Here is a 25,303-nt window from a genome sequence, read left to right as displayed (position 1 = left end):
GGCGGATGCCGGGTGCTTCACCGTAGATCCGCCGGGCGGCCGCGTCGAGCGATCCGCACCGGATGTTCAGCACGGACGGGCGGGGAGTGCGCATCCCGGCGCCGAGCGGAAGGGGGTGCGGGAGGCGCGGGCGGCTGCCTACAGTCGGACTGCTGCGGCCCGGTTCCGCGGGTCGGACGACGGGAGGCGCGATGCGCGGCGAGGCGACGCTCTACACGGACGCGGTGGTGACGGCTCCGTTCGCCCTCGCGGTGATCGCGGAGGCGACCGGCTCGCGAGTGGTCGGCGCGCGGACCGCGGACGCGCACGTTCCGCTCTACAGCGGTCCGACGAGCGCGCGGGTCGAGATCGCGGGGTTCGGCGACAGCGTGCCGGTCACCGTCGACGTGCGCGACGAGCGCGGGATCGACGAGGCGCGCGCGGCCGCGCAGGCGCTCGGGCTGGAGCTCGCCGCCTACGCGGGCTGGGAGGTCGTGGCCGGCTTCTGAGCGTCGCGTCGGACCCGGGCGAGGTAGTAGCGGCTGGGCGCCGTCCTCACGATCGCGGGCAGCAGGCGGTAGACGGCGAAGGTGCGCGAGAGCGCCTGCTCGAACCGCGCCTCCTGCCGTGCGGTCCAGTGGAAGCCGAAGGGCTCGCGGAGCGCCGCCGGGAGCAGGCCGGCGGTGATCAGGCGGAGGTAGGGGCCGAGCGGGCGCAGGTACCAGGCGGCGATGCTCGGGCCCAGCAGGTCGTGGGCGACGCGGCGGGCCGCGGGCGTGACGTCGAGGCGCTCCAGCTCCCGCTCCCAGTAGGCGTCGAACGCGGTGCGGGAGTCGGGCCAGAGGTCCGCGGGCATCTGCAGGGCCGCACCGACGACGACGGAGCGGCGCACGATGTCGTCCGCCTCCTCCTCGCTCAGCGCGCCGAAGGCGCCCTCGTAGAGCTGCAGCATCGACTGGGTGAGCGTCGCCGCGACCCAGCGCTGCAGCTCCGGGTCGAAGGCCGTGTAGCCGGGGCCGCGCACGGGCACGTGCGCCCTGTTCACGCGGCGGCGGACGGCGCGGACGTCCTCGGGAGTGCCGTAGTGCAGGACATAGAGGTAGGAGAGCGTCCCGTGCAGGCGGTTCACGGCCCGGTGCACGAAGTCGGAGTGGTCGGCGACGCCCTGCCCGACCGCCGGGTGCGCGATCTGGAGGAGGATCGCGCGCGCCCCCGCCAGCAGGAACACGCCCTCGCGGAAGACGTCCGGGGTGCGGGTGGCCGACGACATGGCTCCACGCTACGCGGGAGCGGCGGGCGGAGGAGGGGCCGGTGACCCCCGGCGGGCGTCCGGCGGGCGCGGAGCGACCGCACGGGAAGCCCGCGGCGGGTGCGGAGTAGACTCGGCGCGGCCCAGGGACAGTGCCGAGACTCCGGCGTCGTCCGGGCCACCTCGAACTCGAAACGCAAGCGCGCTCGGCGCGGAATGGGAATGCAGCGTGGATCTCTTCGAATACCAGGCCCGTGATCTGTTCGAGAAGTACGGCGTCCCCGTGCTCCCGGGCATCGTCGCCGACACGCCGGAGGAGGTGCGCGCCGCGGCGGAGAAGCTGGGCGGCGTCACCGTCGTCAAGGCGCAGGTCAAGATCGGCGGCCGCGGCAAGGCGGGCGGCGTGAAGGTCGCGAAGACCCCCGAGGACGCTTTCGCCGCGGCGCAGTCGATCCTCGGCCTCGACATCAAGGGCCACGTCGTCAAGCGCGTCATGGTCGCCGGCGGTGCGCGCATCGACCGCGAGTTCTACTTCTCGGTGCTGCTGGACCGGGCCAACCGCTCCTACCTCTCGCTCACCTCCTACGAGGGCGGCATGGAGATCGAGCAGCTCGCCGTCGAGCGCCCCGACGCCCTCGCGCGCGTCGAGGTCGTCCCCGGCCAGGGCATCGACCAGGCCAAGGCCGAGGAGATCGCCCGCGCGGCGAAGTTCCCGGAGGAGCTGATCGCCAAGGTCGCGCCCGTCCTGGTGAAGCTCTACGACGTCTACACCGGCGAGGACGCCACGCTCGTCGAGGTGAACCCGCTCGTGCTCACCGAGGAGGGCGACATCGTCGCGCTCGACGGCAAGGTCTCGCTCGACGAGAACGCCGGCTTCCGCCACGCGGACCACGCCGCGCTCGAGGACAAGGACGCCGCCGACCCGCTCGAGGCGAAGGCCAAGGAGAACGACCTCAACTACGTGAAGCTCGACGGCGAGGTCGGCATCATCGGCAACGGCGCGGGCCTGGTCATGTCGACCCTCGACGTCGTCGCCTACGCCGGAGAGAGGCACAACGGCGTGAAGCCGGCCAACTTCCTCGACATCGGCGGCGGAGCCTCCGCCCAGGTGATGGCGAACGGCCTCGACGTGATCCTCGGCGACGAGCAGGTCAAGAGCGTCTTCGTCAACGTCTTCGGCGGCATCACCGCGTGCGACGCGGTCGCCAACGGCATCCTCCAGGCGCTCGAGATCCTCGGCGACTCGGCCACGAAGCCGCTCGTCGTCCGCCTCGACGGCAACAAGGTCGAGGAGGGCCGCGCGATCCTCCAGGCCGCCGCCAACCCGCTCATCACGCTCGCCGCGACCATGGACGAGGGCGCCGACAAGGCCGCCGAACTCGCCGCCGCGTAACGGACCCGACGACTCAAGGAATCAGAGAACAAGCATGTCGATCTTCCTCACCAAGGACTCCAAGGTCATCGTCCAGGGCATCACCGGCGGCGAGGGCACCAAGCACACCGCGCTGATGCTCAAGGCCGGCACGAACGTGGTCGGCGGCGTCAACGCCCGCAAGGCCGGCACGACCGTCACCCACGGCGACGTCGAGCTCCCCGTCTTCGGCACCGTGAAGGAGGCGATGGAGGCCACCGGCGCCGACGTCTCCATCGCATTCGTGCCGCCCGCCTTCTCGAAGGACGCCGTCATCGAGGCGATCGACGCCGAGATCGGCCTCCTCGTCGTCATCACCGAGGGCATCCCGGTGCAGGACTCCGCGGAGTTCTGGGCGTACGCGCAGGAGAAGGGGAACAAGACGCGGATCATCGGCCCCAACTGCCCCGGCATCATCACGCCGGGCGAGTCGCTCGTGGGCATCACCCCCGCGACGATCACCGGCAAGGGCCCGATCGGCCTCGTCTCGAAGTCGGGCACCCTGACCTACCAGATGATGTACGAGCTGCGCGACCTGGGCTTCTCGACCGCGATCGGCATCGGCGGCGACCCGATCATCGGCACGACGCACATCGACGCGCTCGCCGCGTTCGAGGCCGACCCCGAGACGAAGGCGATCGTGATGATCGGCGAGATCGGCGGCGACGCCGAGGAGCGCGCCGCGGACTTCATCAAGGCGAACGTCACGAAGCCCGTCGTCGGCTACGTCGCGGGCTTCACCGCCCCCGAGGGCAAGACGATGGGCCACGCCGGCGCCATCGTCTCCGGCTCGGCCGGCACCGCGCAGGCCAAGAAGGAGGCCCTCGAGGCTGCGGGCGTGAAGGTCGGCAAGACGCCCTCCGAGACGGCCGCCCTGCTCCGCGAGGTCTACGCGGCGCTCTAGCGCCCGTCCTCCCCGCACCACCGTCGGAACGGACGGTGCCCCTGCTCCGGCGGGCGGCGCCGTCCGTTCCGTCGTCGGGGCGGGTCCGGCCGGAGTAGCGTCGCAGCGTGACCCGCCGCCTCGGACTCGACCTGCTGACCTTCGTGCCGTACCCGGAGGGCCCCGAGCAGCCCGGCGACGCCGCGCGGAGCCTCGAGGACGGGCTGGCCCTGCTCGAGCTCGCCGAGGATCTCGGCTACGGCACCGGCTGGGTCCGCGTGCGGCACTTCGAGCGCTACCTCGCGTCTCCGATGACCTTCTTCGCGGCCGCCTCCCAGCGGACCCGCCGCCTCCGCCTCGGGACCGCGGTCATCGGCGCCCGCTACGAGTCGCCCGTGCGCCTCGCCGAGGACGCCGCGACCGTGGACCTGCTCTCGGGCGGACGCCTCGACCTCGGCGTCAGCAGCGGCTTCGCGCATCTCGCCTCCGTCTTCGACGGGGTGTTCGGGCAGGCCGAGCGCGACTTCCGCGAGGAGGCGCAGGAGCGCATCGCGCGACTCCGCGAGGCGCTCTCGGGCGCCGTGCTCGGCGTCGCGGAATCGGCCCTGATGTCGGTCCCGGTCGGCGCTCCGCTCGTCCAGCAGCCGCACGCGCCCGGCCTCGCCGACCGGCTCTGGTACGGGGCGGGAACGGTGTCCTCCGCGGTCCGAGCGGGCGAGCAGGGCATGCACCTGCAGGTGTCCACGCTCAACACGGAGGAGACGGGCCTGCCGTTCGCCGAGCAGCAGGCGGTGCAGATCCGCGCCTACCGCGAGGCCTTCGCCGCCGCGCACCCGGGGCGCACGTCGAGGGTGACGGCGGGCCGCATCGTGCTGCCGCTGCTCGACGCCGCCGACGAGGAGGCGCACCGCCCCTTCATCGAGGGCTACCTCGCGCGGATGGACGACGAGGGCCGCCCCCGCACGGCCGACCGGTCGATCATCGCCGCCCCGATGCGCTTCAGCCCCCTCCACGTAGGGAGCCCGGAGCGGATCGTCGCGTCGCTCGCCGCGGATCCGGCGCTCGCGGAGGCGGACGCGCTCACGGTGACGCTCCCGGCGGTCGGCGGGGTGGAGTCGCACCGGCGCATCCTGCGCGCCGTCGCTGAGCGCATCGCCCCGCAGCTGGGCTGGACGCCCGGCGCCTGAGGATCAGCGCCGCGCGAGCAGTGCCCGGACGGGCCGCTGCAGCAGGAGCAGGAGCAGCCACCAGAGCCCGACCGACGGGATCAGCAGCGCCAGCGCCAGTGCGACGAGGAGCAGCGCGAAGGGCAGCAGGGCGGGCGCGAGCGGCAGGGGCCCTGCGCCGGGCCGCCTGAGCTCCGGGTGCCGGGAGAGGCGCAGCTCGATCAGGACCAGCGCCCCGCTCATCGCGGCCATCGTGCCGATGTAGAGCCCGATCGTCGCCCGGGAGTCCGGGAACAGCGCCAGCGCGCTCGTCGAGAACGGGAAGAACGCCAGCGCGGCCAGCCAGAGCAGGTCCAGCCACACCAGGGCGCCGTCGTAGTCCCCGGCGATCTCGAAGACGCGGTGGTGGGGGATCCAGAAGACGGCGATGACCGCGAAGGAGAGCGCGAAGGCGAGGACCGAGTCCAGGTGCTCCGCGAGCAGCGCCGGGACTCCGCCGCCCTCCCGGGCGACCTCGGGAGCCAGCTGCACCAGCGGCAGGACGAGGACGGTGATGGCGATGGCGGCGGTCGCGTCCGAGAAGTTGACGAGCCGGTCGAGCCCGCGCTCCGTCCGGCGGTGGGCCGCTCGTCCTCCGGGGCGACCGCGGTGCACCAGGCGCTCGATCGGACCCGAGAGCAGGAGCAGCAGGAGCGCGAACATGTTGACGGCCGGCACGGCGACGGCGAGCACGAGGGCCGCGAGGAGGACGCTGATCACGATCAGCGACCTCGAGAGGGAGCGCCGCGGTTCCGCCCCCGGGGCCAGGAGATCCGGATCGCGGCGCACGATGAGCTGCATCGCGAGGGTCGCCGCGCTCGCCGCGATCATCGTGCCGATGTAGAGCGCGATGACGCTGCCGTCGGTGTCGAGCACGTTCGAGATCAGGTTCGCCGCGAAGGGGAGCAGGACGACCGCGGCCAGCCAGACGAAGTTCGCGACGACGAGCGCGGGCGAGTACCGGGCCACGCCCTCGAAGACGGAGTGGTGGACCGCCCAGAGCCGCCCGATCACGGCGAACGTGATGAAGAAGGCGGAGAGGGTGCCGTAGTGCCCGGTGAGGAGGGACCCCAGATCGGCCGCGCGGCCCTCCTCGACCACGTCGACCAGGGGGAGGACGAGGAACGTGATGGCGATGGCGACGACGGCGTCGGAGAAGTTCACGAGGCGGTCCAGGCCGCGCTCCGTCCGTGCGTCCGAGGTCCCCGTCATGGCTCCGACACTAGAGGGCCGGGCGGCGCGCCCCTGACCCGCCTCCGAGCGCGCCGCCGCTAGGCTCGTCAGGCCCATGAACCGGATCACCGTCGCCCTCCTCGCCGCCTTCGACGCCGCGCTGTCGGCGCTGATCGGGATCGCGATCCCGCTCGTCCCGCTGACCGTCCTCTGGGCCGTGCAGTACGACACGACGGTCGACTTCGGCGTGTTCTGGCGGGTCGCCGCCGACGCCTGGCTGCTCGGCCACGGGGCCGACCTGCAGGCGGCGCTGGCCCCCGACTCCGCCCTCGCCGTGGCGCTGCCCGGAGGCGCGGACGCCTTCCCGGTGACGATCGCTCCGCTGGCGTTCGCACTCCTCACCGTGCTGCTCGGCGCGCGCACCGGCCGCCGCGCCCAGGAGTCGCCGTTCCGGGCCATCGGCGCCCTCGTCGCGATCGCGACCTATCTGGCGATCGCGCTCCTGGTCTCGCTCGGATCCGCGGACCCGGCCGCCACCGTCGATCCTCTGCAGGGGACGCTGCTGCCGCCGCTCGTCTTCGCGCTGGGGGTGCTCGTCGGAGCAGCGCTCCACTCCGCCCGCAGCGACGAGGCCGACCCCCTCGGCGAGCTGGCCGCCTCCGCGCTCGACCGCGTCCCCGCGCCGGGGCCCGGGCTCGTCCTCGCGTCGCTGCGCGGGGGAGCGCTCGCCGCGGCGGGCGTGGTCGGCGTCGCGGCGGTGCTCGTCGCCGTGCTGCTGGTCGTGCACTACACCTCGGTCGTCGCGCTCTACGAGAGCCTGGGCGCCGAGGCGCTCGGCGGCCTGGCCCTCACTCTCGGGCAGCTGGCGTTCCTCCCGAACCTGGTGATCTGGGCGGCGAGCTGGCTGATCGGCCCGGGCTTCGCCCTCGGCACCGGCTCCTCCGTGAGCGCGGCCGGGACGCTGCTCGGACCGATCCCGTCGATCCCGGTCCTCGCCGCACTGCCCGCAGGGGACTCGGCCTTCGGATTCCTCGGGCTGCTCGTGCCGCTGCTCGCCGGGTTCGCCGCGGGATGGCGGCTACGGCGCGGCGTGATCGAGGCGCTCGACGGACGCTCGCTTCTGCGCTGGGGCGCGGCCGCGGCCGGCGGGATCGGCGTGGTCGGCGGCCTGCTGCTCGGGCTCCTCGCCTGGTTCTCGGCGGGCGCCGCCGGGCCCGGGCGGCTCGCCCAGGTGGGCCCGGACCCGCTCGTCGTCGGGGCGGTCGCCGCCCTGGAGCTCGCGCTGGCCGCGGGCCTGGGCCTCGCCGCGGGCCGCAGCCGACGCGGCTGACGCCGGCGGAGGCGTCCCCCTAGACTTGCGCAGTGCTGAAGTTGGTCGTGCTCCTCTCCGGCGGCGGATCGAACCTCCGCGCCCTGCTGGACGCCACCGGCGACGAGGGCTTCCCCGCCCGCATCGTCGCGGTCGGCAGCGACACCGACGCCGAGGGCTTCCGCCACGCCGAGGAGCGCGGAGTCCCCGCCTTCACGGTCGCGCCGCGCGACTTCTCCTCCCGCGACGAGTGGGGCGCCGCCCTGCTCGGGCGCATCCGGGAGTGGGAGCCCGACCTCGTCGTCTGCGCGGGCTTCATGCGCATCCTGCCGCCCGTGGTGGTGGACGCGCTCAGCCCGCGGATGATCAACACGCATCCCGCCCTGCTGCCCCTCTTCCCCGGCGCCCACGCCGTCCGCGACGCCCTCGCCGCCGGCGCGACCGAGACCGGCGTCACCGTGCACGTGATCGACACCGGCGTCGACACGGGACCCGTCATCGCCCAGGAGAGCCTCGCCGTGCTCCCCGGCGAGAGCGAGGACGCGCTGCACGAGCGCATCAAGACCATCGAGCGTCGCCTGCTGGTGCAGACGGTGCTCGACATCGCCCACGGAACCGTCGACCTCGAGGAGCTCGCCCGCGCATGAGCATCACCGCCCACGACCCCAGCAGCTACGACGACCGCGACCGGGTCCCCGTCCGCCGGGCGCTGATCTCGGTCAGCGACAAGACCGGCCTGCTCGAGCTCGGAGCGGCGCTCGCCGCGGCCGGCGTCGAGCTCGTCTCCACCGGCTCGACCGCAGCGACCCTCCGCGGCGCCGGCCACGAGGTCACCGACGTCTCGGCCGTCACCGGGTTCCCGGAGTCGCTCGACGGCCGCGTGAAGACGCTGCACCCGGCCGTGCACGCGGGCATCCTCGCCGACCTGAGGCTCGCCTCGCACCGCGAGCAGCTGGAGCAGCTCGACATCGCCGCGTTCGAGCTGGTCGTGGTGAACCTGTACCCGTTCCGCGAGACCGTCGCCGGCGGCGCCGACCCGGCGACCGTGGTCGAGAACATCGACATCGGGGGCCCGGCCCTCGTCCGCGCCTCCGCGAAGAACCACGCGAACGTCGCGATCGTCGTCGACCCGGCCGACTACTCCGGGATCGCGACCGCCCTCGCCGACGGCGGCACGACGCTCGCCGCGCGCCGCACCCTGGCGGCCCGCGCCTTCGCGCACACCGCCTCCTACGACTCCGCCGTCGCCGCCTGGTTCGCCGGGCAGGAGGCGGCCGGGGGCGTCGAGGGCTCGGTCGAGATCCGCGGGACCCTGCAGCAGGTCCTCCGCTACGGCGAGAACTCGCACCAGAAGGCGGCCCTCTACGTCTCTCCCGACGGCACCGGCATCGCGCAGGCGACACAGCTGCACGGCAAGGAGATGTCCTACAACAACTACGTCGACGCCGACGCGGCCGTCCGCGCGGCGTACGACTTCGTACTGCCCGCCGTCGCGATCATCAAGCACGCGAACCCGTGCGGCATCGCGATCGCGAGCTCGAAGGCGATCGACCCCATCGCCTCCGCCCACCGCCGCGCCCACGAGTGCGACCCGGTGTCGGCCTTCGGCGGCGTCATCGCCGCGAACCGGCCCGTCACCCTCGCCATGGCCGAGACGGTGAAGGAGATCTTCACCGAGGTGCTCGTCGCCCCCGGCTTCGAGCCCGAGGCGCTCGAGGTGCTGAAGACCAAGAAGAACCTGCGCCTGCTGCAGCTCCCCGACTTCTACGCCCCCGTCGAGCGCGAGTTCAAGCAGATCTCCGGCGGCCTGCTGCTGCAGGAGCCGGACCGCTTCATCGGCGGCCCCGGCGAGGTCAGCTCCGGCTGGCAGCTCGTCGCCGGCGAGCCCGCCGACGCCGACACGATGCTCGACCTCGAGTTCGCGTGGAAGGCCTGCCGCGCCGTCAAGTCGAACGCGATCCTCCTCGCCAAGGGCGGCGCCTCCGTCGGGGTCGGCATGGGCCAGGTCAACCGCGTCGACTCCTGCCATCTCGCCGTCACCCGCGCCGGCGACCGCGCCCCCGGCTCCGTCGCCGCCTCCGACGCGTTCTTCCCCTTCGCTGACGGCCTCGAGGTGCTCCTCGCCGCCGGCGTGAAGGCCGTCGTCCAGCCCGGCGGGTCCGTCCGCGACGCCGAGGTCATCGACGCGGCCGCCCGCGCCGGCGTCACGATGTACACGACGGGGGAGCGGCACTTCTTCCACTGAGTGACGGGCGCGGAGCGCCCGCCACTCGGTGGAAGAAGTGGTGTTCGATCTCCCCGCCGCTCCCTGCGCGGCGGGGCGCGGTCGGCTTGGCGACGGGGTGCGTTCCGTAGAGCGGGTCGCGTCGCCGGTCGCGGGAATCGCTTGGCACGCGATTCCCGCTGAACCGGCTCTGCCTTGCGGTGCTCGTCTTCCCCACCGCTCCCTGCGCGGCGGGGCGCGGTCGGCTCGGCGACGGTGTGCGTTCCGTGGAGCGGGGTGCGTCGCCGGTCGCGGGAATCGCTTGGCACGCGATTCCCGCTGAACCGGCTCTGCCTTGCGGTGCTCGTCTTCCCCGCCGCTCCCTGCGCGGCGGGGCGCGGTCGGCTTGGCGACGGGGTGCGTTCCGTAGAGCGGGTAGCGTCGCCGACCGCGTGAATCGCTTGGTACGCGATTCCCGCTGAGTCGGCTCTGCCTTGCGGTGGGCGGTTTCCCGGCCGCTCCTCGCGCGGCGGGGCGTGGTCGGCGTCACGACGTGAGGCTTTCCATGGAGTGGGGGCGTCGCCGGTCACGGGAATCGCTGGGCACGCGATTCCCGCTGAAAGTGCTCTGCTTTGCGGTGGGCGGCTCTTAGGGGGCTGCTAGGGGATCGACAGGCGAGGCGCGGGCGGGGGCGCGTAGGGTCGCCGGGTGCCTTCCGACTCGACGCCCGCGTCCACTCCCGACACCCCGACCGCAGCGACCACCACCGCCTCGAACCGGGACCGCGCGCCCGGGACGGGCCGCCGGATCCTCGTCGCGCTGCTCGCCGCCGCGGCGACCGCGCTCGTGGCGCACCTCGCCAACCTGCTGGCCTTCTTCATCGGCAACCAGCTGCAGCCCGGCTCCATCCCGCAGGTCAACGCCTACTTCCTGCTCTCGAGCGTGCTCGGCTTCGTGGTCGTCCTCGTCCTCGCCGTCGCGGGGATGCTCGGACGCACCTGGAGCGCCGCCCTCGCGGGACTCGTCGCGGGCGTGGTCGGAGCCGTGTTCGGCACGCTCGTCCAAGCCAGCGCCACCGGCGAGGCCGTCACGGGCGCCGTCTGGGCCTCCATCTTCCAGACCTTCGCCGGACTCAACCTCGTCTTCCTGCTCGCGTTCACCGTCTCGGCGGCGAGCGTCGGCCACACGCTCTGGAACCGCCTCCGCACCACGGGCGCTCCGGCCGCCGTCGTCACCGACCGCCGCATCGCGATCGTCCGGGCCCCGGCCGCCGACCTCTCGGCGGGCGAGCTCACCCACCTCGAGCGCGTCCCCGTCGACCAGCAGCGCGCCCAGCAGCAGTGGGAGGCGTACGTCGACCTGCTCGAGCGGGCCGGCTGGGAGACGGTCGAGGCCGCACCGGCGCCCGGACTCGCCGACTCCGTCTTCCTCGAGGACGCGGTCGTCGTCTTCGGCGACCACGCCGTGATCGCCCGGTCCGGAGCGGAGTCCCGCCGCGGAGAGACGGCGGGCGCCGAGGAGGCCGTCCGCGCCCTCGGCCTGACGGTCGACCGCATCGAGGAGCCGGGCACGCTCGACGGCGGCGACGTCCTCAAGGTGGGATCGACGGTCTACGTCGGCCGCGGAGGCCGGACCGACGCGGCGGGGGTAGCCCAGCTGCGCGCGATCCTCCGCCCCCGCGGGTACGACGTCGTCGCGGTCCCGCTGACCAAGGTGCTGCACCTCAAGAGCGCCGTGACCGCGCTGCCCGACGGCACGGTCATCGGCTGGGAGCCGGTCGTCGACGAGCCGCGCCTGTTCCCCTCCTTCCTGCCGATGCCCGAGGAGGCGGGCGCCCACGTGGTCGTCCTCGACGACGACACCCTCCTGATGGCCGCCTCCGCTCCCCGGAGCGCCGAGCTGCTGCGGAGCCTGGGCTACCGCGTCCTCACCGTGGATGTCTCGGAGTTCGAGAAGCTCGAGGGCTGCGTCACCTGCCTCTCGGTCCGCGTCCGCTGACGGCGGAGGCGGGGGGAACCGCCGGATCGCGGCGGCCGCTGGACGGAGCACATAGCCCGGGTATAGCCTTCAAGGCTGCCCGGAGCTCTTCGGCCCGGTGGCACCTCCCGCCTCCCCGCCCACGCGGCAGGGGAGGCCCCGCCCTCGTCGCGAAAGCCCTCCGCCGTGTCCGCTCCCGCCCTCCCGTCTCCCGGCGCCCCCGCGCAGAAGCGCCCGAGCACGCTGCAGACCCTGCTGCGCCTCGTCCCCTTCGTCGGCGACTCCCTGCCCCGGCTGGTCGGCGGCATCGCGGTCGCACTCGTGGCGAGCCTGGTGTCGCTGGTCATCCCGATCGTCCTGCAGCAGCTCGTCGACGGGCCGCTGGGGGACGGAGCGGCCTCCGCCGGCTCCGGCGACCTCGGGCCGCTGATCGGCCCGGTCGCCGTCATCCTCGTGCTCGGCGTCGTCGAGGCCGGTGCCATCGCGCTGCGCCGCCGGATGGTCCTCACCCCCAGCACGCGGATCGAGGCGCGCATGCGCTCGGCGCTCTACAGCTGCCTGCAGGACCTCCCCGTCTCGTTCCACGACCGCTGGCAGAGCGGGCAGCTCCTGTCGCGGGCGATGAGCGACCTCAGCCTCATCCGCCGCTGGATCGCCTTCGGCTTCGTCCTGCTCTTGGTCAACGCGCTGACGATCGTCGTCGGCTTCGGCGTCCTCGTCTACTGGAACCCGATCCTCGGCGTGCTCTTCGTCGTGTGCTCGATCCCGGTCTGGATCTACGGGTTCGCGTTCGAGAAGCGCTACTCGAGCATCGCGCGCCGCAGCCAGGACCAGGCGGGCGACCTCGCCACGACCGTCGAGCAGTCGGTGCACGGCATCCGCGTCCTGAAGGCCTTCGGCCGCCACCAGCACGCGCTGGAGAACTTCGCCGGCCAGGCCGAGAAGCTCCGCGGCACCGAGATCGACAAGGCCCGCGCCATCGCCGGGATCTGGCTCGTCCTGCTGCTGGTGCCGGACATCGCGTTCGCGCTCTGCCTGCTCGGCGGGGTCTGGCTCGCCGCGGCCGGCCAGCTGAGCGTCGGCGAGCTGTTCGCCTTCTTCGCCACCGCGACCGTGCTGCGCTGGCCGGTGGAGTCGATCGGCTTCCTCCTCTCGATGACCTTCGACACCCGCACGGCGGTCGACCGCTACTTCGAGGTGATGGACAGCCGGAACACCATCACCGACCCGGAGGACCCCGAGACGATCCTCGAGCCGCGCGGTCGGGTCCGCTTCCGCGACGTCCACTTCCGCTACCAGGACGCCCCCGAGCGCTACCGCGACCTCCTCGACGGCGTCGACCTCGAGGTCGAGCCGGGCGAGACGATGGCACTGGTCGGCATCACCGGGTCCGGGAAGACGACGCTCACCGCGCTGCTCCCGCGCCTCTACGACGTGACCGGCGGAGCCATCGAGCTCGACGGCGTCGACATCCGCCGGCTCCGCCGCGACGAGCTGCGCACGCACATCGGCATGGCGTTCGAGGACGCGACGCTCTTCTCCACGAGCGTGCGCGAGAACGTCCTCCTCGGCCGACCCGACGCGACCGAGGAGGAGCTGCTCGAGGCCCTCGAGATCGCGCAGGCCGACTTCGTCCACCGCCTCCCCGAGGGCCTGGACACGAAGGTGGGCGAGGAGGGGATGAGCCTCTCCGGCGGCCAGCGCCAGCGCCTGGCCCTCGCCCGCGCGGTGGCCGCGCGTCCGGCGGTGCTCGTCCTCGACGACCCGCTCTCGGCGCTCGACGTCGACACGGAGGCGCGCGTCGAGGCGGGGCTGCGCCGCGTGCTCGGCGACACCACGGCGATCATCGTCGCCCACCGCCCCTCGACGGTGGCGCTCGCCGATCGCGTGGCACTGATGGAGGAGGGCCGCATCACCGCGGTCGGCACCCACAGCGAGCTGCTCGCGAGCAGCCCGCACTACCGCTTCGTCATCTCGAGCCTCGAGGAGGACGAGCTGACCCGGCCCGCCGGGACCGAGCGCATCGGCTCCCGCCCCACGACGACCCACCAGGAGACGCGATCATGAGCACGCTCGGTTCCTCCGAGGAGCGCGACGACCTCAGCAGAGCGGAGTCGGCGGCTCTGCGCCGGCGCTCGCTGCGGCTGCTCGGCTCCCTGCTGCGGCCGCTCCGGCTGCGGCTGGTGCTCACCGCGGTCGTGGTCGTCGTCGCGACCGCTGCCCAGGTCGCGGGACCGGCGCTGATCGCGGCGGGCATCGACAACGGCCTGCCCGCGGTCCTCGCGGGGAACGCGGTCCCGCTGGCGGTCACGGTCGGCGCCTACATCCTCACCGGACTCGTCGGCGCGCTCCTGGTCGCCTGGTACACCGTGCTCTCCGCGCGGGTGAGCCAGGCGATCCTGATCGACCTGCGCAAGCGGGTCTTCCTGCACACCCAGAAGCTGAGCCTGGAGTTCCACGAGAACTACACCTCCGGCCGGATCATCTCGCGCCAGACCAGCGACCTCGACTCCATCCGCGAGCTGCTCGACTCCGGCATCAACCAGCTGGTGCAGGGTGCGCTCTACATGGGCTTCGTCGCGATCGCCCTCGTCTCCCTGGACGGCGTGAGCGGCATCGTGCTCGCCTGCGCCCTGGTGCCGCTCGCGCTGCTCACCCGCTGGTTCCAGAAGCGGTCGCAGGCGCTGTTCCGCGGCACCCGCGTCGCCTCGTCGCGGCTGATCGTGCAGTTCGTGGAGTCGATGACCGGCATCCGCGCCGTGCAGACCTTCCGCACGCAGAAGCGCAACGAGTCCGTGTTCGGCGGGGTCGTCGAGCAGTACCGGCTCGCTTACAAGCGCGTCTTCGGGGTGTTCGGCACCTTCGACCCCGGGCTCGTGCTGATCGGCAACGTCACCGTCGCCGTGGTGCTGTTCATCGGCGGCGTCCGCGTGCTCGACGGCGGGCTCGAGATCGGCGCGCTGCTGGCGGTCCTGCTCTACACCCGGCGCTTCTTCGACCCGGTGCAGGAGATGGCGATGTTCTACAACTCCTACCAGTCGGCGGCCGCCGCGCTCGAGAAGATCTCGGGCGTGCTGGCCGAGGAGCCGAGCGTCCCGGATCCGGCCCGCCCGGTCGACCTGCGCCAGGCACGGGGCCGCCTCGGCTTCGAGGGCGTCCGTTTCGCCTACACCGCCGACCGCGAGGTGCTGCCGCGCTTCGACCTCGACATCCCCGCAGGGCAGACCATCGCCCTCGTCGGGTCCACGGGCGCCGGCAAGACGACGCTCGCCAAGCTGATCTCGCGCTTCTACGACCCGAGCGACGGCGTGGTGACCCTCGACGGCGTGGACCTGCGGCAGCTGCACCCGAAGGACCTGCGGCGCGCGATCGTGATGGTCACCCAGGAGGCGTACCTCTTCTCCGGATCCGTCGCCGACAACATCGCGATCGGGCGGCCGACCGCGTCCTACGACGAGATCGTCCGGGCCGCGCAGGCGGTCGGCGCGCACGAGTTCATCCAGGTGCTGCCGGACGGCTACGACACCGACGTGAACAAGCGCGGCGGCCGCGTCTCGGCCGGTCAGCGCCAGCTGATCTCGTTCGCCCGCGCGTTCCTGGCCGACCCGGCGGTGCTGATCCTGGACGAGGCGACCTCCTCCCTCGACATCCCGAGCGAGCGCCTGGTGCAGCAGGGCCTGCAGACGCTCCTGGCGGACCGCACGGCGGTCATCATCGCGCACCGCCTCTCGACGGTCGCGATCGCCGACCGGGTGCTGGTGATGGAGCACGGCCGCATCGTCGAGGACGGCACCCCGGAGGCGCTCATCGCCGGCGAGGGCCGCTTCGCCACCCTGCACGCGGCCTGGCGGGACTCGCTCGTCTGATCGGCTGCTGCTCGCGACTCACGTCCCGGAGCCGCTCCCGGCTCAGGGGCGCCAGCGGGCGCTGCGCACGTCGACGCGCCAGCCGCCCGGCGTGACGACGAGGGGCGTGCCCTCGCGCTCGTACTCCCGGCGGGCGCGCTCCTCGTGGCCGACCGGGGGCGCTCCTCCCGCGCGGACGACGCGCCACCAGGCGGTGTCGGAGCCGTAGCGGGCCATCACCGTGCCGACCGCGCGTGCCGCACGAGTGCCGAGGACCGCGGCGATCTCGCCGTAGGCCATCACGCGGCCGGGCGGGATCGAGGCGACCACCTCGAGGACGGCGGAGGCGAAGTCGGCCGGCTCCGCTGCCTCCGGCGCCGCGCTCAGAGCGTCAGCGCCCCGATGTTCTCGCCGTACTGCGTCTCGCCGACGACCTCGAAGCCGATCCAGCGGAAGAACTGCTCCGGGCCGTCCTCGCCGGACTCCCAGATCACCGTGAGGGTGTCGAAGCCGCGGGCGCGGGCCTCGTCGGCGGTGGCGCGGACGGCGAAGGTGCCCACGCCGCGGCCCTGCTTCGCCGCGTCGATGTTGATGCGCCAGATGCAGCTGCGGAACTCCTCCGCCGCCTCCGGGTCGAAGTGCGCGTGGATGAAGCCGACCAGCTCGTCGCCGTCCATCACGGCCCGCTGCCAGGAGGCGCCCGGGTCGATCACCGCGGCGGCGGCGGAGTAGGAGACCGGCGCGATGAACTGCTCCTGGCCGGGTTTGAGGCTCAGACCGTTCACAGCGGAGATGTTCGAGGCGGACAGCTCTTCCAGGCGGAGGTCACTCATGCCGTCACTGTACCGGCGGCGCAGGACGGCGGGCATCCTCCTGTCGGGCGACGTGCGCCGGCCCCGGCGCGGACGATCGAGAACTGTCTCGACATCGAGACAGTTCGGGCCTCGGGTAGGCTGGCGGAGGCCATCCGGAGCGGTGCAGAGCCGCCCGTCCCGCACAGGTGCGGGGTCATCGACACCATGGGAGAGCAATGTCCAAGATCAAGGTTGAGGGAACGGTCGTCGAGCTCGACGGCGACGAGATGACGCGCATCATCTGGCAGAAGATCAAGGACACCCTCATCCACCCGTACCTCGACGTGAACCTCGAGTACTACGACCTCGGCATCGAGTACCGCGACGAGACGGACGACCAGGTCACGATCGACGCGGCGCACGCCATCCAGAAGCACGGCGTCGGCGTGAAGTGCGCGACCATCACCCCCGACGAGGCCCGCGTCGAGGAGTTCGGCCTCAAGAAGATGTGGAAGTCGCCCAACGGCACGATCCGCAACATCCTCGGCGGCGTGATCTTCCGCGAGCCCATCATCATCTCGAACATCCCGCGCCTGGTCCCCGGCTGGAACAAGCCGATCATCATCGGCCGCCACGCGTTCGGCGACCAGTACCGCGCCACCGACTTCGTCTTCAAGGGCAAGGGCACGCTGACCGTCGAGTTCACGCCCGAGGACGGCTCCGAGCCGATGAGGTTCGAGGTCTACAAGGCCCCGGACGACGGCATCGCGCAGGTCCAGTACAACCAGGACGCGTCGATCCGCGACTTCGCCCGCTCGTCGCTGAACTACGGCCTCTCGCGCAACTACCCGGTCTACCTCTCCACCAAGAACACGATCCTCAAGGCCTACGACGGCCGCTTCAAGGACATCTTCGAGGAGATCTTCGAGACCGAGTTCAAGGAGCGCTTCGACGCCGCGGGCCTCACCTACGAGCACCGCCTCATCGACGACATGGTCGCCTCGGCCATGAAGTGGGAGGGCGGCTACGTCTGGGCCTGCAAGAACTACGACGGCGACGTCCAGTCCGACACCGTCGCGCAGGGCTTCGGCTCGCTGGGCCTGATGACCTCCGTGCTCTCCACGCCCGACGGCAGCGTCGTCGAGGCGGAGGCGGCGCACGGCACCGTCACGCGCCACTACCGCCAGCACCAGGCCGGCAAGCCCACCTCGACGAACCCGATCGCCTCGATCTACGCCTGGACGCGCGGCCTCGCGCACCGCGGCAAGCTCGACGGCAACCAGGAGCTCATCGACTTCTCGCTCACCCTGGAGGACGTGGTCATCAAGACGGTCGAGTCCGGGAAGATGACGAAGGACCTCGCCCTGCTCGTCGGCCCCGAGCAGGGCTGGCAGACGACCGAGGAGTTCCTCGCGACCCTCGACGAGAACCTGAAGGCCCGCATGTCGGCCTGATCTCCGGCTTCGGCAGACGCGTCCGGCCCGCACGATCCTCGGATCCTGCGGGCCGGACGCGTCTCCGGGCACGGTGGGACGCGCCCGGGCCGAGCGCCTCAGAGCGCCCGGGCGAGGTCCTCCATCGCGTGGAGCGGATCGGGCCCCGACGGCATCAGCACGACGCTCGACGCACCGGCCTCGTGCAGCAGGCCGATGCGGCGACGAGCGTCCTCGGGAGTGCCCACGACGGCCAGCTGGTCGACCCAGGCGTCGGGCAGGTCGCGGACGAAGGCGGCGCGGTCGGCGCTCTCGGCCCGCAGGCGGGCGAAGTCCTCGGCGAAGGGGAGCGGCTCGATGTGCGGCGCCCAGTCCGGCTCGCCGATCCACTCGAGTCCCGGCCGGACCGCGTCGCGCGCGGCGGCCGCGTTGTCGTCCACGGCGGCCACGTTGTAGGCGACGATCCGTCCGGTGCCGCCCAGGTGGCCGCGGGCCGCCTCGAGGTACTCCGGAGTGACGGGCTCGGCCAGGACGACCCCGTCGGCGATCCGGCCCGCGAGCGCCAGCGACTTCGGTCCACGGACGCCGGCCAGCAGCGGCGGCACGACGGCGGGCGGCGACTCCAGGACGAGGCCGTCCACGTGCACGTAGCGGCCGGAGCGGTCGGTGCGCTCGCCGGAGAGCAGCGAGCGGATCGCGTCGAACTGCTCCTCGAGCAGGGTGAGCGGGCTGCGCGGCCAGACGCCGAGGCCGCGCATCCAGTGCGGCATCCCGTGCCCGATGCCGGCGTGGACGCGGCCGGGGAACAGTTCGGCGAGAGTGCCGAGCTCCATCGCGGTGAAGGCCGCCGTGCGGACGGCGGCGGGCAGGATGCCGATGCCGACGACGATCCGCTCGGTGGCGGCGAGTACCGCGCCGGCCTGGGCGATGCCGCCGCGGAAGCCGAGGTCCTCGACCACCCAGAGCTCGTCGAAGCCGAGCTCCTCGGCGCGGCGGGCGTAGACGAGCACCTCGGAGGCGGGGAGATCGCGGGGGAGCAGGACGCCGACAGCGGTGTCGGAGGAGGAGGCGCGCATCCGGCCAGCGTAGGGCGTGCGGACACGCGGAGGGCCCGCCCGCACGATCGCGGACGGGCCCTCGCTCGTCGTCCTACTCGGCGGCCGCCTCGCCGATCCGCACCTGCTCGGGGCGGGCGGTCGAGACGACCTCGATGCGGCGGGGACGCGCCTTCTCGCTGACCGGGATGGTCACCGAGAGCACGCCGTTGTCGTAGGACGCGGCGATGCGCTCGGTGTCGACGCCCTGGCCGAGGCTCAGCTGGCGGACGAAGGTCGCCGACTGGCTCTCCCGGGTGATCCAGGTGACGTCGTCGCCGCCCGCGACGGTGCGCTGGGCGCGGATGGTGAGGAGTTGCCCGTCCACGTCGACGTCGACGGACCCGGGGTCGATGCCGGGGAGGTCGGCGGTGAGGACGTAGTGGTCGCCGTCCCGGTACAGGTCGATCGGCATCCGGCGGGGCCCCTGACCGGAGCCGAGGAGGGCGGTGGCGAGGCGGTCCAGCTCGCGGACGGGGTCGTAGGTGACAGCCATGAGATCACTCCATTCAGTCGTGCAACGAAGAGTTCCAAGAGTTGAGCCGACCCGGCTCAACGCGAATAAATTAGCACTCGCGGAGGGGGGAGTGCCAATGGATCGGCCCCTTTCGGTGTCAACTTCGTTACCTGTTCGTAACAAAGCTGAGCAATCGAGTTCGTAGGGTCGTTTCTGTGTGGAAACCGATCCGGTTCCCAGCGAATGTGAGTAAGGACATCGATTGCCGATCCACCTGTCCCACCGACCACCCGTCCGCCGCGCTGAGAGGCGCATCCTCGCGGGCCTCGCCGTCCTCGGGGTCGCCGCGACCGCGGCCTTCGCCACCACCGGCGCCAGTGCCGCCCCTCTCGCCGGCAGTGCCTCACTCGTCGGCGGCCTCTCCGTCGGCCAGAGCTTCGACGACGGCGACTACGTCGTCACCCTCGTCGAGCCCTCCGCGGCCACCTACCAGGGCAGCGATGCCCGCTTCGCCCGCACGGCGCCCGTCGACGGTGCGCAGCTGCATGCCGCCTCGGCTCCGGTGGAGGACTACTCCGCCCACCTCGAGCAGCGCCAGGAGGACGTCGCCTCCGCGGTCGACGCCGCCATCGGCTACCACTACACCGTCGCCCTCAACGGCTTCTCCGCGACCCTCTCGGGCGAGCAGGCGGGCGAGCTCGCGAGCCGCCGCGACGTCGCCCAGGTCCGCAAGGTCGAGAACCTGAAGGTCGACCGCGCCGCGCAGGCCTCGCCGCTCGCCGCGGCCGCCGCCGGCACCCCCGTGCCCGACACCGGACAGCAGCGCTCCACCGACTTCCTCGGCCTCGAGGGCGAGAACGGCGTCTGGCAGAAGCTGGGCGGCATCGACAAGGCGGGCGAGGGCGTCGTCGTCGGCGTCATCGACTCCGGCATCGCGCCCGAGAACCCCTCCTTCGCAGGCGCGCCCCTGGCGACCTCGCCCGGAGCGGCCCCCTACACGGACGGCACCACCACCTCCTTCGTGAAGTCGGACGGCGGCACCTTCGTCGGCTCCTGCTCGCCGGGGCTCCCCGCCTCCGAGCAGTGGGACGGCGACGAGTGCAACCAGAAGCTCATCGGCGCACGGTGGTTCCTCGCGGACGAGGAGGTCGGCTCGACGGACAACCCCGAGTACCGCTCCCCGCGCGACGCCGACGGACACGGCTCGCACACCGCGAGCACGGCAGCCGGCAACAACGGCGTCGAGGCGAGCGTCGACGGCTACGACTACGGGAAGATCTCCGGAGTCGCCCCGGCCGCCAAGGTCGCCGCGTACAAGGTCTGCTGGAACGGACCCGACGAGGGCACCGACGACGACGACTTCTGCTCCGGAGCGGGCATCCTCGCGGCCATCGACGCCGCGACCAAGGACGGCGTCGACGTCATCAACTTCTCGATCGGCGGCGGCTCGGCCACCTCGACCCTGACCGCGATCGACGAGGCGTTCCTCAACGCCGCCGCCGCGGGCGTCTTCGTCGCGGCCTCGGCCGGCAACTCGGGTGCGGGCGCCTCCACGCTCGACCACGCGTCGCCCTGGTACACCACGGTCGCCGCGTCCTCCATCCCGACCTACACCGCGACCGCCGCTCTCGGCGACGGCCAGAAGTTCGTCGGAGGATCCATCTCGGTCCACGAGGACGTCACCGGACCGCTGGTGAACAGCGCCGACGTCGTCCGCTCGGGCGCCGAGAACCCCGCCATCTGCGAGACCGGCACCCTCGACCCCGACAAGGTGAAGGGCACGATCGTCGCCTGCACCGCGGGCGTCACCGCGCGCGTCTCCAAGTCGGCCGAGGTCGAGCGGGCCGGCGGCATCGGCATGCTGCTGCTCAACCCGACCCCGAACGCCCTGCACGTCGACGACCACTCGGTCCCGAGCATCCAGATCGACTCGCAGGCCTACCAGGCGATCACGACCTACGCCGGCACCGCCGGTGCGACCGTGACCCTCTCCGAGGGCAACTCGTCCGGAGCCTCCATCCCCGTCCCGCAGGTCGCCGGCTTCTCGTCGCGCGGACCCGCTGAGGCGGACGGCGCCGACGTGCTGAAGCCCGACCTCACGGCGCCCGGCGTCGCGATCCTCGCCGACAGCTTCAACGCCGAGGGCGACGACCCCGCCTTCGCGTTCGAGTCCGGCACCTCGATGTCGTCGCCGCACGTGGCGGGCCTCGGCGCGCTGATCCTCGGCGCGACCCCGAAGGCCTCGCCGTCCGCGGTGAAGTCGGCCATGATGACCTCCGCCTACGACAGCGTCGACCAGTCGGGCGCCGCGTCCGAGGACGTCTTCGCCCAGGGCGCCGGACACGTCGACCCGGCCGCGTTCCTCGACCCCGGGCTGCTCTACCAGAGCGGCACGGAGGACTGGATCGCGTTCCTCAAGGGTGCGGGCTACGTCTTCACCTCGAACCCGGTGATCGACCCGATCGCCGCGATCGACCCGTCCGACCTCAACCAGGCCTCGATCGCGATCGGCGCCCTCGCGGGCACGCAGACTGTGACCCGCACGGTCACCTCGACCGGCGCGGGCACCTACACCGCCTCGGTCGACGGCCTCGCCGGGATCGACACCGTCGTCTCGCCCTCAACCCTCTCCTTCACGGGTGCGGGCCAGACGGCGGAGTACACGGTCTCCTTCACCACCGGCTCGGCGGCGCTCAACCAGTTCGCCACCGGCTACCTGACCTGGGCGAGCGCGGAGCACGACGTCCGCAGCCCGATCGCGGTGCGCCCCGTCCTGCTGGACGCGCCCTACGAGGTCTCCGGCACCGGCTCGACCGGCACCGGCACGGTGACGGTCACGCCCGGCATCACCGGCGCGCTGCCGCTCACCGCGAGCGGTCTCGCCGAGGGTGTCCTCGCCGAGGACGCCACCGCCGCCGACGGCCACTCGGCGACGCTCCCCACGGGGAAGTCGCTGACGACCACCGTCGTGGTGCCGGAGGGCGCCGAGTTCGCCCGCTTCGATCTCGACTCGCTCGACGACGCGGCCGACCTCGACCTCACCGTCACCAGCGAGAGCACCGACAAGGTCTTCACCTCGGCGACCGGCTCGGCCGACGAGCGCGTCGACATCGCCGACCCCGCTCCGGGCGAGTACACGGTCCAGGCCGATGTCTACTCGACCGCTCCGGGATCCTCGACCGTCACGTTCGACTTCCGCAGCTTCGTCATCACTCCGGAGAACGGTCTCGGCTCGCTGAGCACCGACCCCGCCGTGGTCGACGCCGTGCAGGGCGAGCCGATCGCGTACGCGGTCTCCTGGTCGAACCTGGCGGGCCCGGCCCGCTACCTCGGCCGTGTCGCCTACACCGATTCGGGACTCGCGACGCTCGTGAGCGTCGACGTCACCGAGGCGGTCACCCCCACCCCGACGCCGACCGCGACTCCGGAGCCCACGGGCACCCCGGAGCCGACCGCGACGCCGACGGCCGGTCCCACCGCCGGACCGGGGGAGCCCACCTCCACGCCGACCGCCGGACCGGGCGCGCCCGGCCACGGCGCCGGCGGCCTCCCGTCGACGGGCTTCGACGGCGGTCTCCTCGGAGCCGCCGCCCTCGCCCTCCTCGGTGCAGGTGCTGTGATCACCGGCCTCCGACGCCGCGCCCTGGCGCAGCGTGAGGCGGGCGCCGCGGAGTAGTCCTCCGCGACCGCCGCGAACGGCCGTCCCCCTGCTCCTCCAGGAGCGGCGGGGGCGGCCGTTCGCCGTTCCCGGGCCGGGGAGGCGGAGACGGGGCGGCTCGTGGTGCGTGCCGGGAGCAGGACCGGCCGGGCTGCGTGGGGGAACGGCTCGAGAGGGGAGGCGGGAGCGGGTCGGGGAGAGATCGACGATCAGGCGGGGCGGAGCATCTCCGACTGGGGCCCCGGCAGTGCGATCGGCCCGGGATCCCGCTGCGGTGGCGCATCCCCGGAGGTGCATCGACGGGAGAGCGCGGTGGCGACCTGCCGCTGCGAGCCGGGACGACGCGTTCGGTCCCGCTCCGAGCGGCGGCGAGCGCACGGGGACCGCGGTACACCCTCGGGGACAGCGGTGGACGGCTCCGAGCGAGCGCCCCCTCGGCCTGAGCGGCCGCCGTCAGGATCAGAGGGAGCGGCGTCCCGCGATGACGCCGGAGACGACGGCGAGGACGCCGAAGACGATCGCGACGACCGGCTGGCCGAGGTCCAGCCACGCCAGCGCGGCGGCGCCCATCACGAGCAGCTCGATCAGCGAGCGGCCGTAGACGTCGATCGCGAGGACCGCACGCGGCGAGAGGAAGAGCGCCCAGACCAGCGCGGCGACCACCGGAGCGCCGATGCCGAGGACGATGTTCCACGGGAGGTCCCACGACGCGAAGCCCCAGAGGGCGAAGGTCGCCAGCGCGACGAGCTCCAGGAGGAACCGGAGGATCGCGTTCGGGCCGATCCTGATGTCGGTGCCCGCGGTGTCCGCTCCTGCTCGATTCACGCCGACCATGCTAGCCGCCGGAGGTCAGCGGAAGATGATGGTGCGGGCCCCGTCGAGGAGCACCCGGTCCTCCGCGAACCACTTGACCGCCTGCGTGAGCGTGCGGCTCTCCTCGTCCTGCCCGATCGCCACGAGCTGGGCGACCGAGTGCGAGTGGTCCACGCGCACCACGTTCTGCTCGATGATCGGCCCCTCGTCGAGGTCGCTGGTGACGAAGTGCGCGGTCGCCCCGATCAGCTTGACGCCGCGGGCGTGCGCCTGCTTGTAGGGGTTCGCGCCCTTGAAGCCCGGCAGGAACGAGTGGTGGATGTTGATAGCGCGGCCGGCCAGTCGCGCGCAGAGCTCGGGGGAGAGGATCTGCATGTAGCGCGCGAGGACCACGAGCTCGACGTCGTGCTCCTCGACGACCTCCAGCACGCGCTCCTCGAACCCGCGCTTCGACTCCGGCGAGACCACGGGGCGAGACTCGAAGGGCACGCCGTAGAACTCGGCGAGGTCGCGCAGGCTGCCGTGGTTGGACAGGATCATCGGGATGTCCACCGCGAGCTGCCCGGCGCGCTGGCGGAAGAGCAGGTCGTTGACGCAGTGCGCGGCGGTGGAGGCGAGGACGAGGGTGCGCAGCGGCCGGCCGACGACGTCGAGGCGCCAGGTCATCCCGTAGTGCTCCGTGATGGGCAGCAGGGCGGCGGCGAACTCCTCGCGGCTGATGGGCGACTCCACCTGCAGGCGCATGAAGAAGCGGCCGGTGTCGGCGCTCGAGAACTGCTGGCTCTCGGTGATGTTGCCGCGGGCCTGGACGACGGCACCGGACACGGCGTGCACGATGCCCGGCTGGTCGGGGCAGGCGAAGGTCAGGGTCCAGTGGTTTCCCGCGGGCCGGGCGCCGGACCACGCGGCGTCGCTGCCCGTCGGACGGGTGCTCGCGGGGGCGGGCCGGGGAGTCGCGGACGCGGCGGGTTCGGGCTGCATCCGCCCAGGATAACGGTGGGGCACGGGGCGGTCCGCGCGCCTCAGCCCGCATCGACGGACACGGCGGCGACGGGTCCCGTCCGCCCGTCCGGGGAGGAGTAGCGGACGCCGATCGTGTGCCTCCCGGGACCGACCTCCAGGGTCGCGGCGAGGACGGGGGCTCCGGGAGCGAGGGACCGCACCTGCTCGCCGTCGACCAGGAGGTCGAGGCCGTCCGCGTCGGGGTCGGCGAGCACGAGCACGCCGACCGCGCCCCCGCTCGACGCGGCCCGGGCGAGGAGCACCGGAGCGCGCAGGTCGACCGTCTCGGGGGCGCTGACTCCTGCGGCGGTGCGCGCCAGCACCGTGGTCCTGCCCGCGGGGAGGGGGAGCGCCGGCGCGGTCCAGGAGCCGTCGGCGTCGGCGGTGGCGGAGCCCACGCGGTGTCCGTCGGAGGCGTCCTCGAGGAGCACCTCGGCGCCGGGCGCGGCGGTGCCCCGGGCATCGGGCAGCAGCCGGCCGTCGGTGTCGAGCGCGAGGGCCGGTGCGGCCGGAGCGGGAGGTGCGGCCGGAGTGGGGGTCGTGACCGGTGCGGGAGTCGAGACCGGAGCGGAGGTGCTCGGCGCCTCTGTGGGGACCGACGCCGGAGTGCTCGGTACGTGCGTCGCTGCCGGAGCCGGAGTGTCCGGTGGGGGAGTCACGATCGGAACAGGAACCGGGACCGGAGTGCTGGGTGCGGGGGTCGGGACCGGAACGGAGGGCAGGCCCGGGCCGTTGCCGATCGGGCCCGGCGCGGAGCTCCCGGTCGTGACCGGCAGCCCCGCACCGGCGCCCTCCCCCGCCGTCACCGAGGCTCCGGC

Annotated in this window: 20 protein-coding genes and 1 pseudogene; 12 read left to right on the top strand and 9 right to left on the bottom strand. The window is 72.9% G+C overall.

Annotation, left to right across the window (positions count from 1 at the left end):
- Nucleotides 1–191: 191 nt before the first annotated feature.
- Nucleotides 192–488 (top strand): hypothetical protein, encoded by a 297-nt coding sequence (locus tag C5C29_RS14330; protein ID WP_104224926.1) that lies wholly within the window; start codon nucleotides 192–194, stop codon nucleotides 486–488.
- On the opposite strand, the gene C5C29_RS14325 is transcribed toward C5C29_RS14330, so the two are convergent.
- Complete coding sequence (locus C5C29_RS14325; protein WP_104224927.1) at nucleotides 455–1,249, bottom strand: oxygenase MpaB family protein; 795 nt, start codon at nucleotides 1,247–1,249, stop codon at nucleotides 455–457. The genes C5C29_RS14330 and C5C29_RS14325 overlap by 34 nt on opposite strands.
- A gap of 208 nt (nucleotides 1,250–1,457) precedes the next feature.
- Here C5C29_RS14325 and sucC point away from each other — a divergent pair, with 208 nt between their 5' ends.
- The 3 genes from sucC (at nucleotide 1,458) to C5C29_RS14310 (ending at nucleotide 4,709) form a co-directional block, all read left to right on the top strand.
- A complete protein-coding gene (sucC, locus tag C5C29_RS14320; RefSeq protein WP_104224928.1) occupies nucleotides 1,458–2,621 on the top strand; it encodes an ADP-forming succinate--CoA ligase subunit beta in 1,164 nt (387 codons plus the stop codon).
- Between the two features lie 34 nt (nucleotides 2,622–2,655).
- On the top strand, nucleotides 2,656–3,543 hold the full coding sequence (sucD, locus tag C5C29_RS14315; RefSeq protein WP_104224929.1) for a succinate--CoA ligase subunit alpha: 888 nt from the start codon (nucleotides 2,656–2,658) through the stop codon (nucleotides 3,541–3,543).
- A 107-nt stretch (nucleotides 3,544–3,650) separates the two neighbouring features.
- On the top strand, nucleotides 3,651–4,709 hold the full coding sequence (locus C5C29_RS14310) for an LLM class flavin-dependent oxidoreductase (RefSeq protein WP_104224930.1): 1,059 nt from the start codon (nucleotides 3,651–3,653) through the stop codon (nucleotides 4,707–4,709).
- A 3-nt stretch (nucleotides 4,710–4,712) separates the two neighbouring features.
- Here C5C29_RS14310 and C5C29_RS14305 read toward each other — a convergent pair whose 3' ends face one another.
- Nucleotides 4,713–5,939, bottom strand: coding sequence for a TMEM175 family protein (locus C5C29_RS14305; protein ID WP_181074591.1), 1,227 nt, complete (start codon nucleotides 5,937–5,939; stop codon nucleotides 4,713–4,715).
- A gap of 76 nt (nucleotides 5,940–6,015) precedes the next feature.
- Between C5C29_RS14305 and C5C29_RS14300 the strand changes: the two genes are divergently transcribed.
- From C5C29_RS14300 to C5C29_RS14275, 6 genes are all read left to right on the top strand, one after another.
- Nucleotides 6,016–7,230 carry a DUF6350 family protein gene (locus C5C29_RS14300; RefSeq protein WP_104224932.1) on the top strand — a complete coding sequence of 405 codons (1,215 nt, stop codon included), beginning with the start codon at nucleotides 6,016–6,018 and terminating at the stop codon, nucleotides 7,228–7,230.
- Between the two features lie 32 nt (nucleotides 7,231–7,262).
- A complete protein-coding gene (gene purN, locus C5C29_RS14295; protein ID WP_104224933.1) occupies nucleotides 7,263–7,856 on the top strand; it encodes a phosphoribosylglycinamide formyltransferase in 594 nt (197 codons plus the stop codon).
- Nucleotides 7,853–9,454 carry a bifunctional phosphoribosylaminoimidazolecarboxamide formyltransferase/IMP cyclohydrolase gene (gene purH, locus C5C29_RS14290; protein ID WP_104224934.1) on the top strand — a complete coding sequence of 534 codons (1,602 nt, stop codon included), beginning with the start codon at nucleotides 7,853–7,855 and terminating at the stop codon, nucleotides 9,452–9,454. The genes purN and purH overlap by 4 nt, the downstream gene beginning before the upstream one ends.
- A gap of 666 nt (nucleotides 9,455–10,120) precedes the next feature.
- Nucleotides 10,121–11,410: a dimethylargininase gene (gene ddaH, locus C5C29_RS17605; protein ID WP_104224935.1), complete on the top strand. Its 1,290-nt coding sequence runs from the start codon at nucleotides 10,121–10,123 to the stop codon at nucleotides 11,408–11,410.
- A 165-nt stretch (nucleotides 11,411–11,575) separates the two neighbouring features.
- Entirely contained in the window at nucleotides 11,576–13,456 is a 1,881-nt protein-coding gene (locus C5C29_RS14280) for an ABC transporter ATP-binding protein (protein ID WP_104224936.1), read from the top strand.
- Nucleotides 13,453–15,255, top strand: a complete 1,803-nt coding sequence (locus C5C29_RS14275; RefSeq protein WP_104224937.1) for an ABC transporter ATP-binding protein — start codon at nucleotides 13,453–13,455, stop codon at nucleotides 15,253–15,255. Before C5C29_RS14280 ends, C5C29_RS14275 begins: the two co-directional genes overlap by 4 nt.
- 42 nt (nucleotides 15,256–15,297) lie before the next feature.
- On the opposite strand, the gene C5C29_RS14270 is transcribed toward C5C29_RS14275, so the two are convergent.
- Both C5C29_RS14270 and C5C29_RS14265 read right to left on the bottom strand, forming a co-directional pair.
- The gene (locus C5C29_RS14270; RefSeq protein ID WP_104224938.1) at nucleotides 15,298–15,621 is read right to left on the bottom strand and encodes an MGMT family protein; all 324 of its coding nucleotides are present in this window, start codon (nucleotides 15,619–15,621) and stop codon (nucleotides 15,298–15,300) included.
- Nucleotides 15,618–16,067: a GNAT family N-acetyltransferase gene (locus C5C29_RS14265; protein ID WP_104224946.1), complete on the bottom strand. Its 450-nt coding sequence runs from the start codon at nucleotides 16,065–16,067 to the stop codon at nucleotides 15,618–15,620. The genes C5C29_RS14270 and C5C29_RS14265 overlap by 4 nt, the downstream gene beginning before the upstream one ends.
- 197 nt (nucleotides 16,068–16,264) lie before the next feature.
- Between C5C29_RS14265 and C5C29_RS14260 the strand changes: the two genes are divergently transcribed.
- Nucleotides 16,265–17,482 carry an NADP-dependent isocitrate dehydrogenase gene (locus C5C29_RS14260; RefSeq protein WP_104224939.1) on the top strand — a complete coding sequence of 406 codons (1,218 nt, stop codon included), beginning with the start codon at nucleotides 16,265–16,267 and terminating at the stop codon, nucleotides 17,480–17,482.
- 98 nt (nucleotides 17,483–17,580) lie between these two features.
- On the opposite strand, the gene C5C29_RS14255 is transcribed toward C5C29_RS14260, so the two are convergent.
- Together C5C29_RS14255 and C5C29_RS14250 are read right to left on the bottom strand one after the other, a co-directional pair.
- The gene (locus C5C29_RS14255; protein ID WP_104224940.1) at nucleotides 17,581–18,537 is read right to left on the bottom strand and encodes an LLM class flavin-dependent oxidoreductase; all 957 of its coding nucleotides are present in this window, start codon (nucleotides 18,535–18,537) and stop codon (nucleotides 17,581–17,583) included.
- A gap of 73 nt (nucleotides 18,538–18,610) precedes the next feature.
- A complete protein-coding gene (locus C5C29_RS14250) occupies nucleotides 18,611–19,051 on the bottom strand; it encodes an Hsp20/alpha crystallin family protein (protein ID WP_104224941.1) in 441 nt (146 codons plus the stop codon).
- A gap of 223 nt (nucleotides 19,052–19,274) precedes the next feature.
- Between C5C29_RS14250 and C5C29_RS14245 the strand changes: the two genes are divergently transcribed.
- Complete coding sequence (locus C5C29_RS14245; protein ID WP_104224942.1) at nucleotides 19,275–22,688, top strand: S8 family serine peptidase; 3,414 nt, start codon at nucleotides 19,275–19,277, stop codon at nucleotides 22,686–22,688.
- Nucleotides 22,689–23,129: 441 nt separating this feature from the next.
- Here the strand turns inward: C5C29_RS14245 and C5C29_RS14240 are convergent, their stop codons facing one another.
- From C5C29_RS14240 to C5C29_RS14230, 3 genes and pseudogenes are all read right to left on the bottom strand, one after another.
- Nucleotides 23,130–23,495 carry a YrdB family protein gene (locus tag C5C29_RS14240; RefSeq protein WP_244230596.1) on the bottom strand — a complete coding sequence of 122 codons (366 nt, stop codon included), beginning with the start codon at nucleotides 23,493–23,495 and terminating at the stop codon, nucleotides 23,130–23,132.
- Between the two features lie 24 nt (nucleotides 23,496–23,519).
- Entirely contained in the window at nucleotides 23,520–24,464 is a 945-nt protein-coding gene (gene purU / locus C5C29_RS14235; RefSeq protein ID WP_104224944.1) for a formyltetrahydrofolate deformylase, read from the bottom strand.
- Nucleotides 24,465–24,505: 41 nt separating this feature from the next.
- Nucleotides 24,506–25,303, bottom strand: a pseudogene (locus C5C29_RS14230) (hypothetical protein); the annotation flags it as partial.

The sequence above is a fragment of the Rathayibacter sp. AY1H2 genome (assembly GCF_002931985.1).
Lineage (GTDB): Bacteria > Actinomycetota > Actinomycetes > Actinomycetales > Microbacteriaceae > Rathayibacter.
The sequence above is the reverse complement of the archived record's forward strand: the minus strand, read 5'-3'. Positions and strand labels throughout refer to the sequence as shown.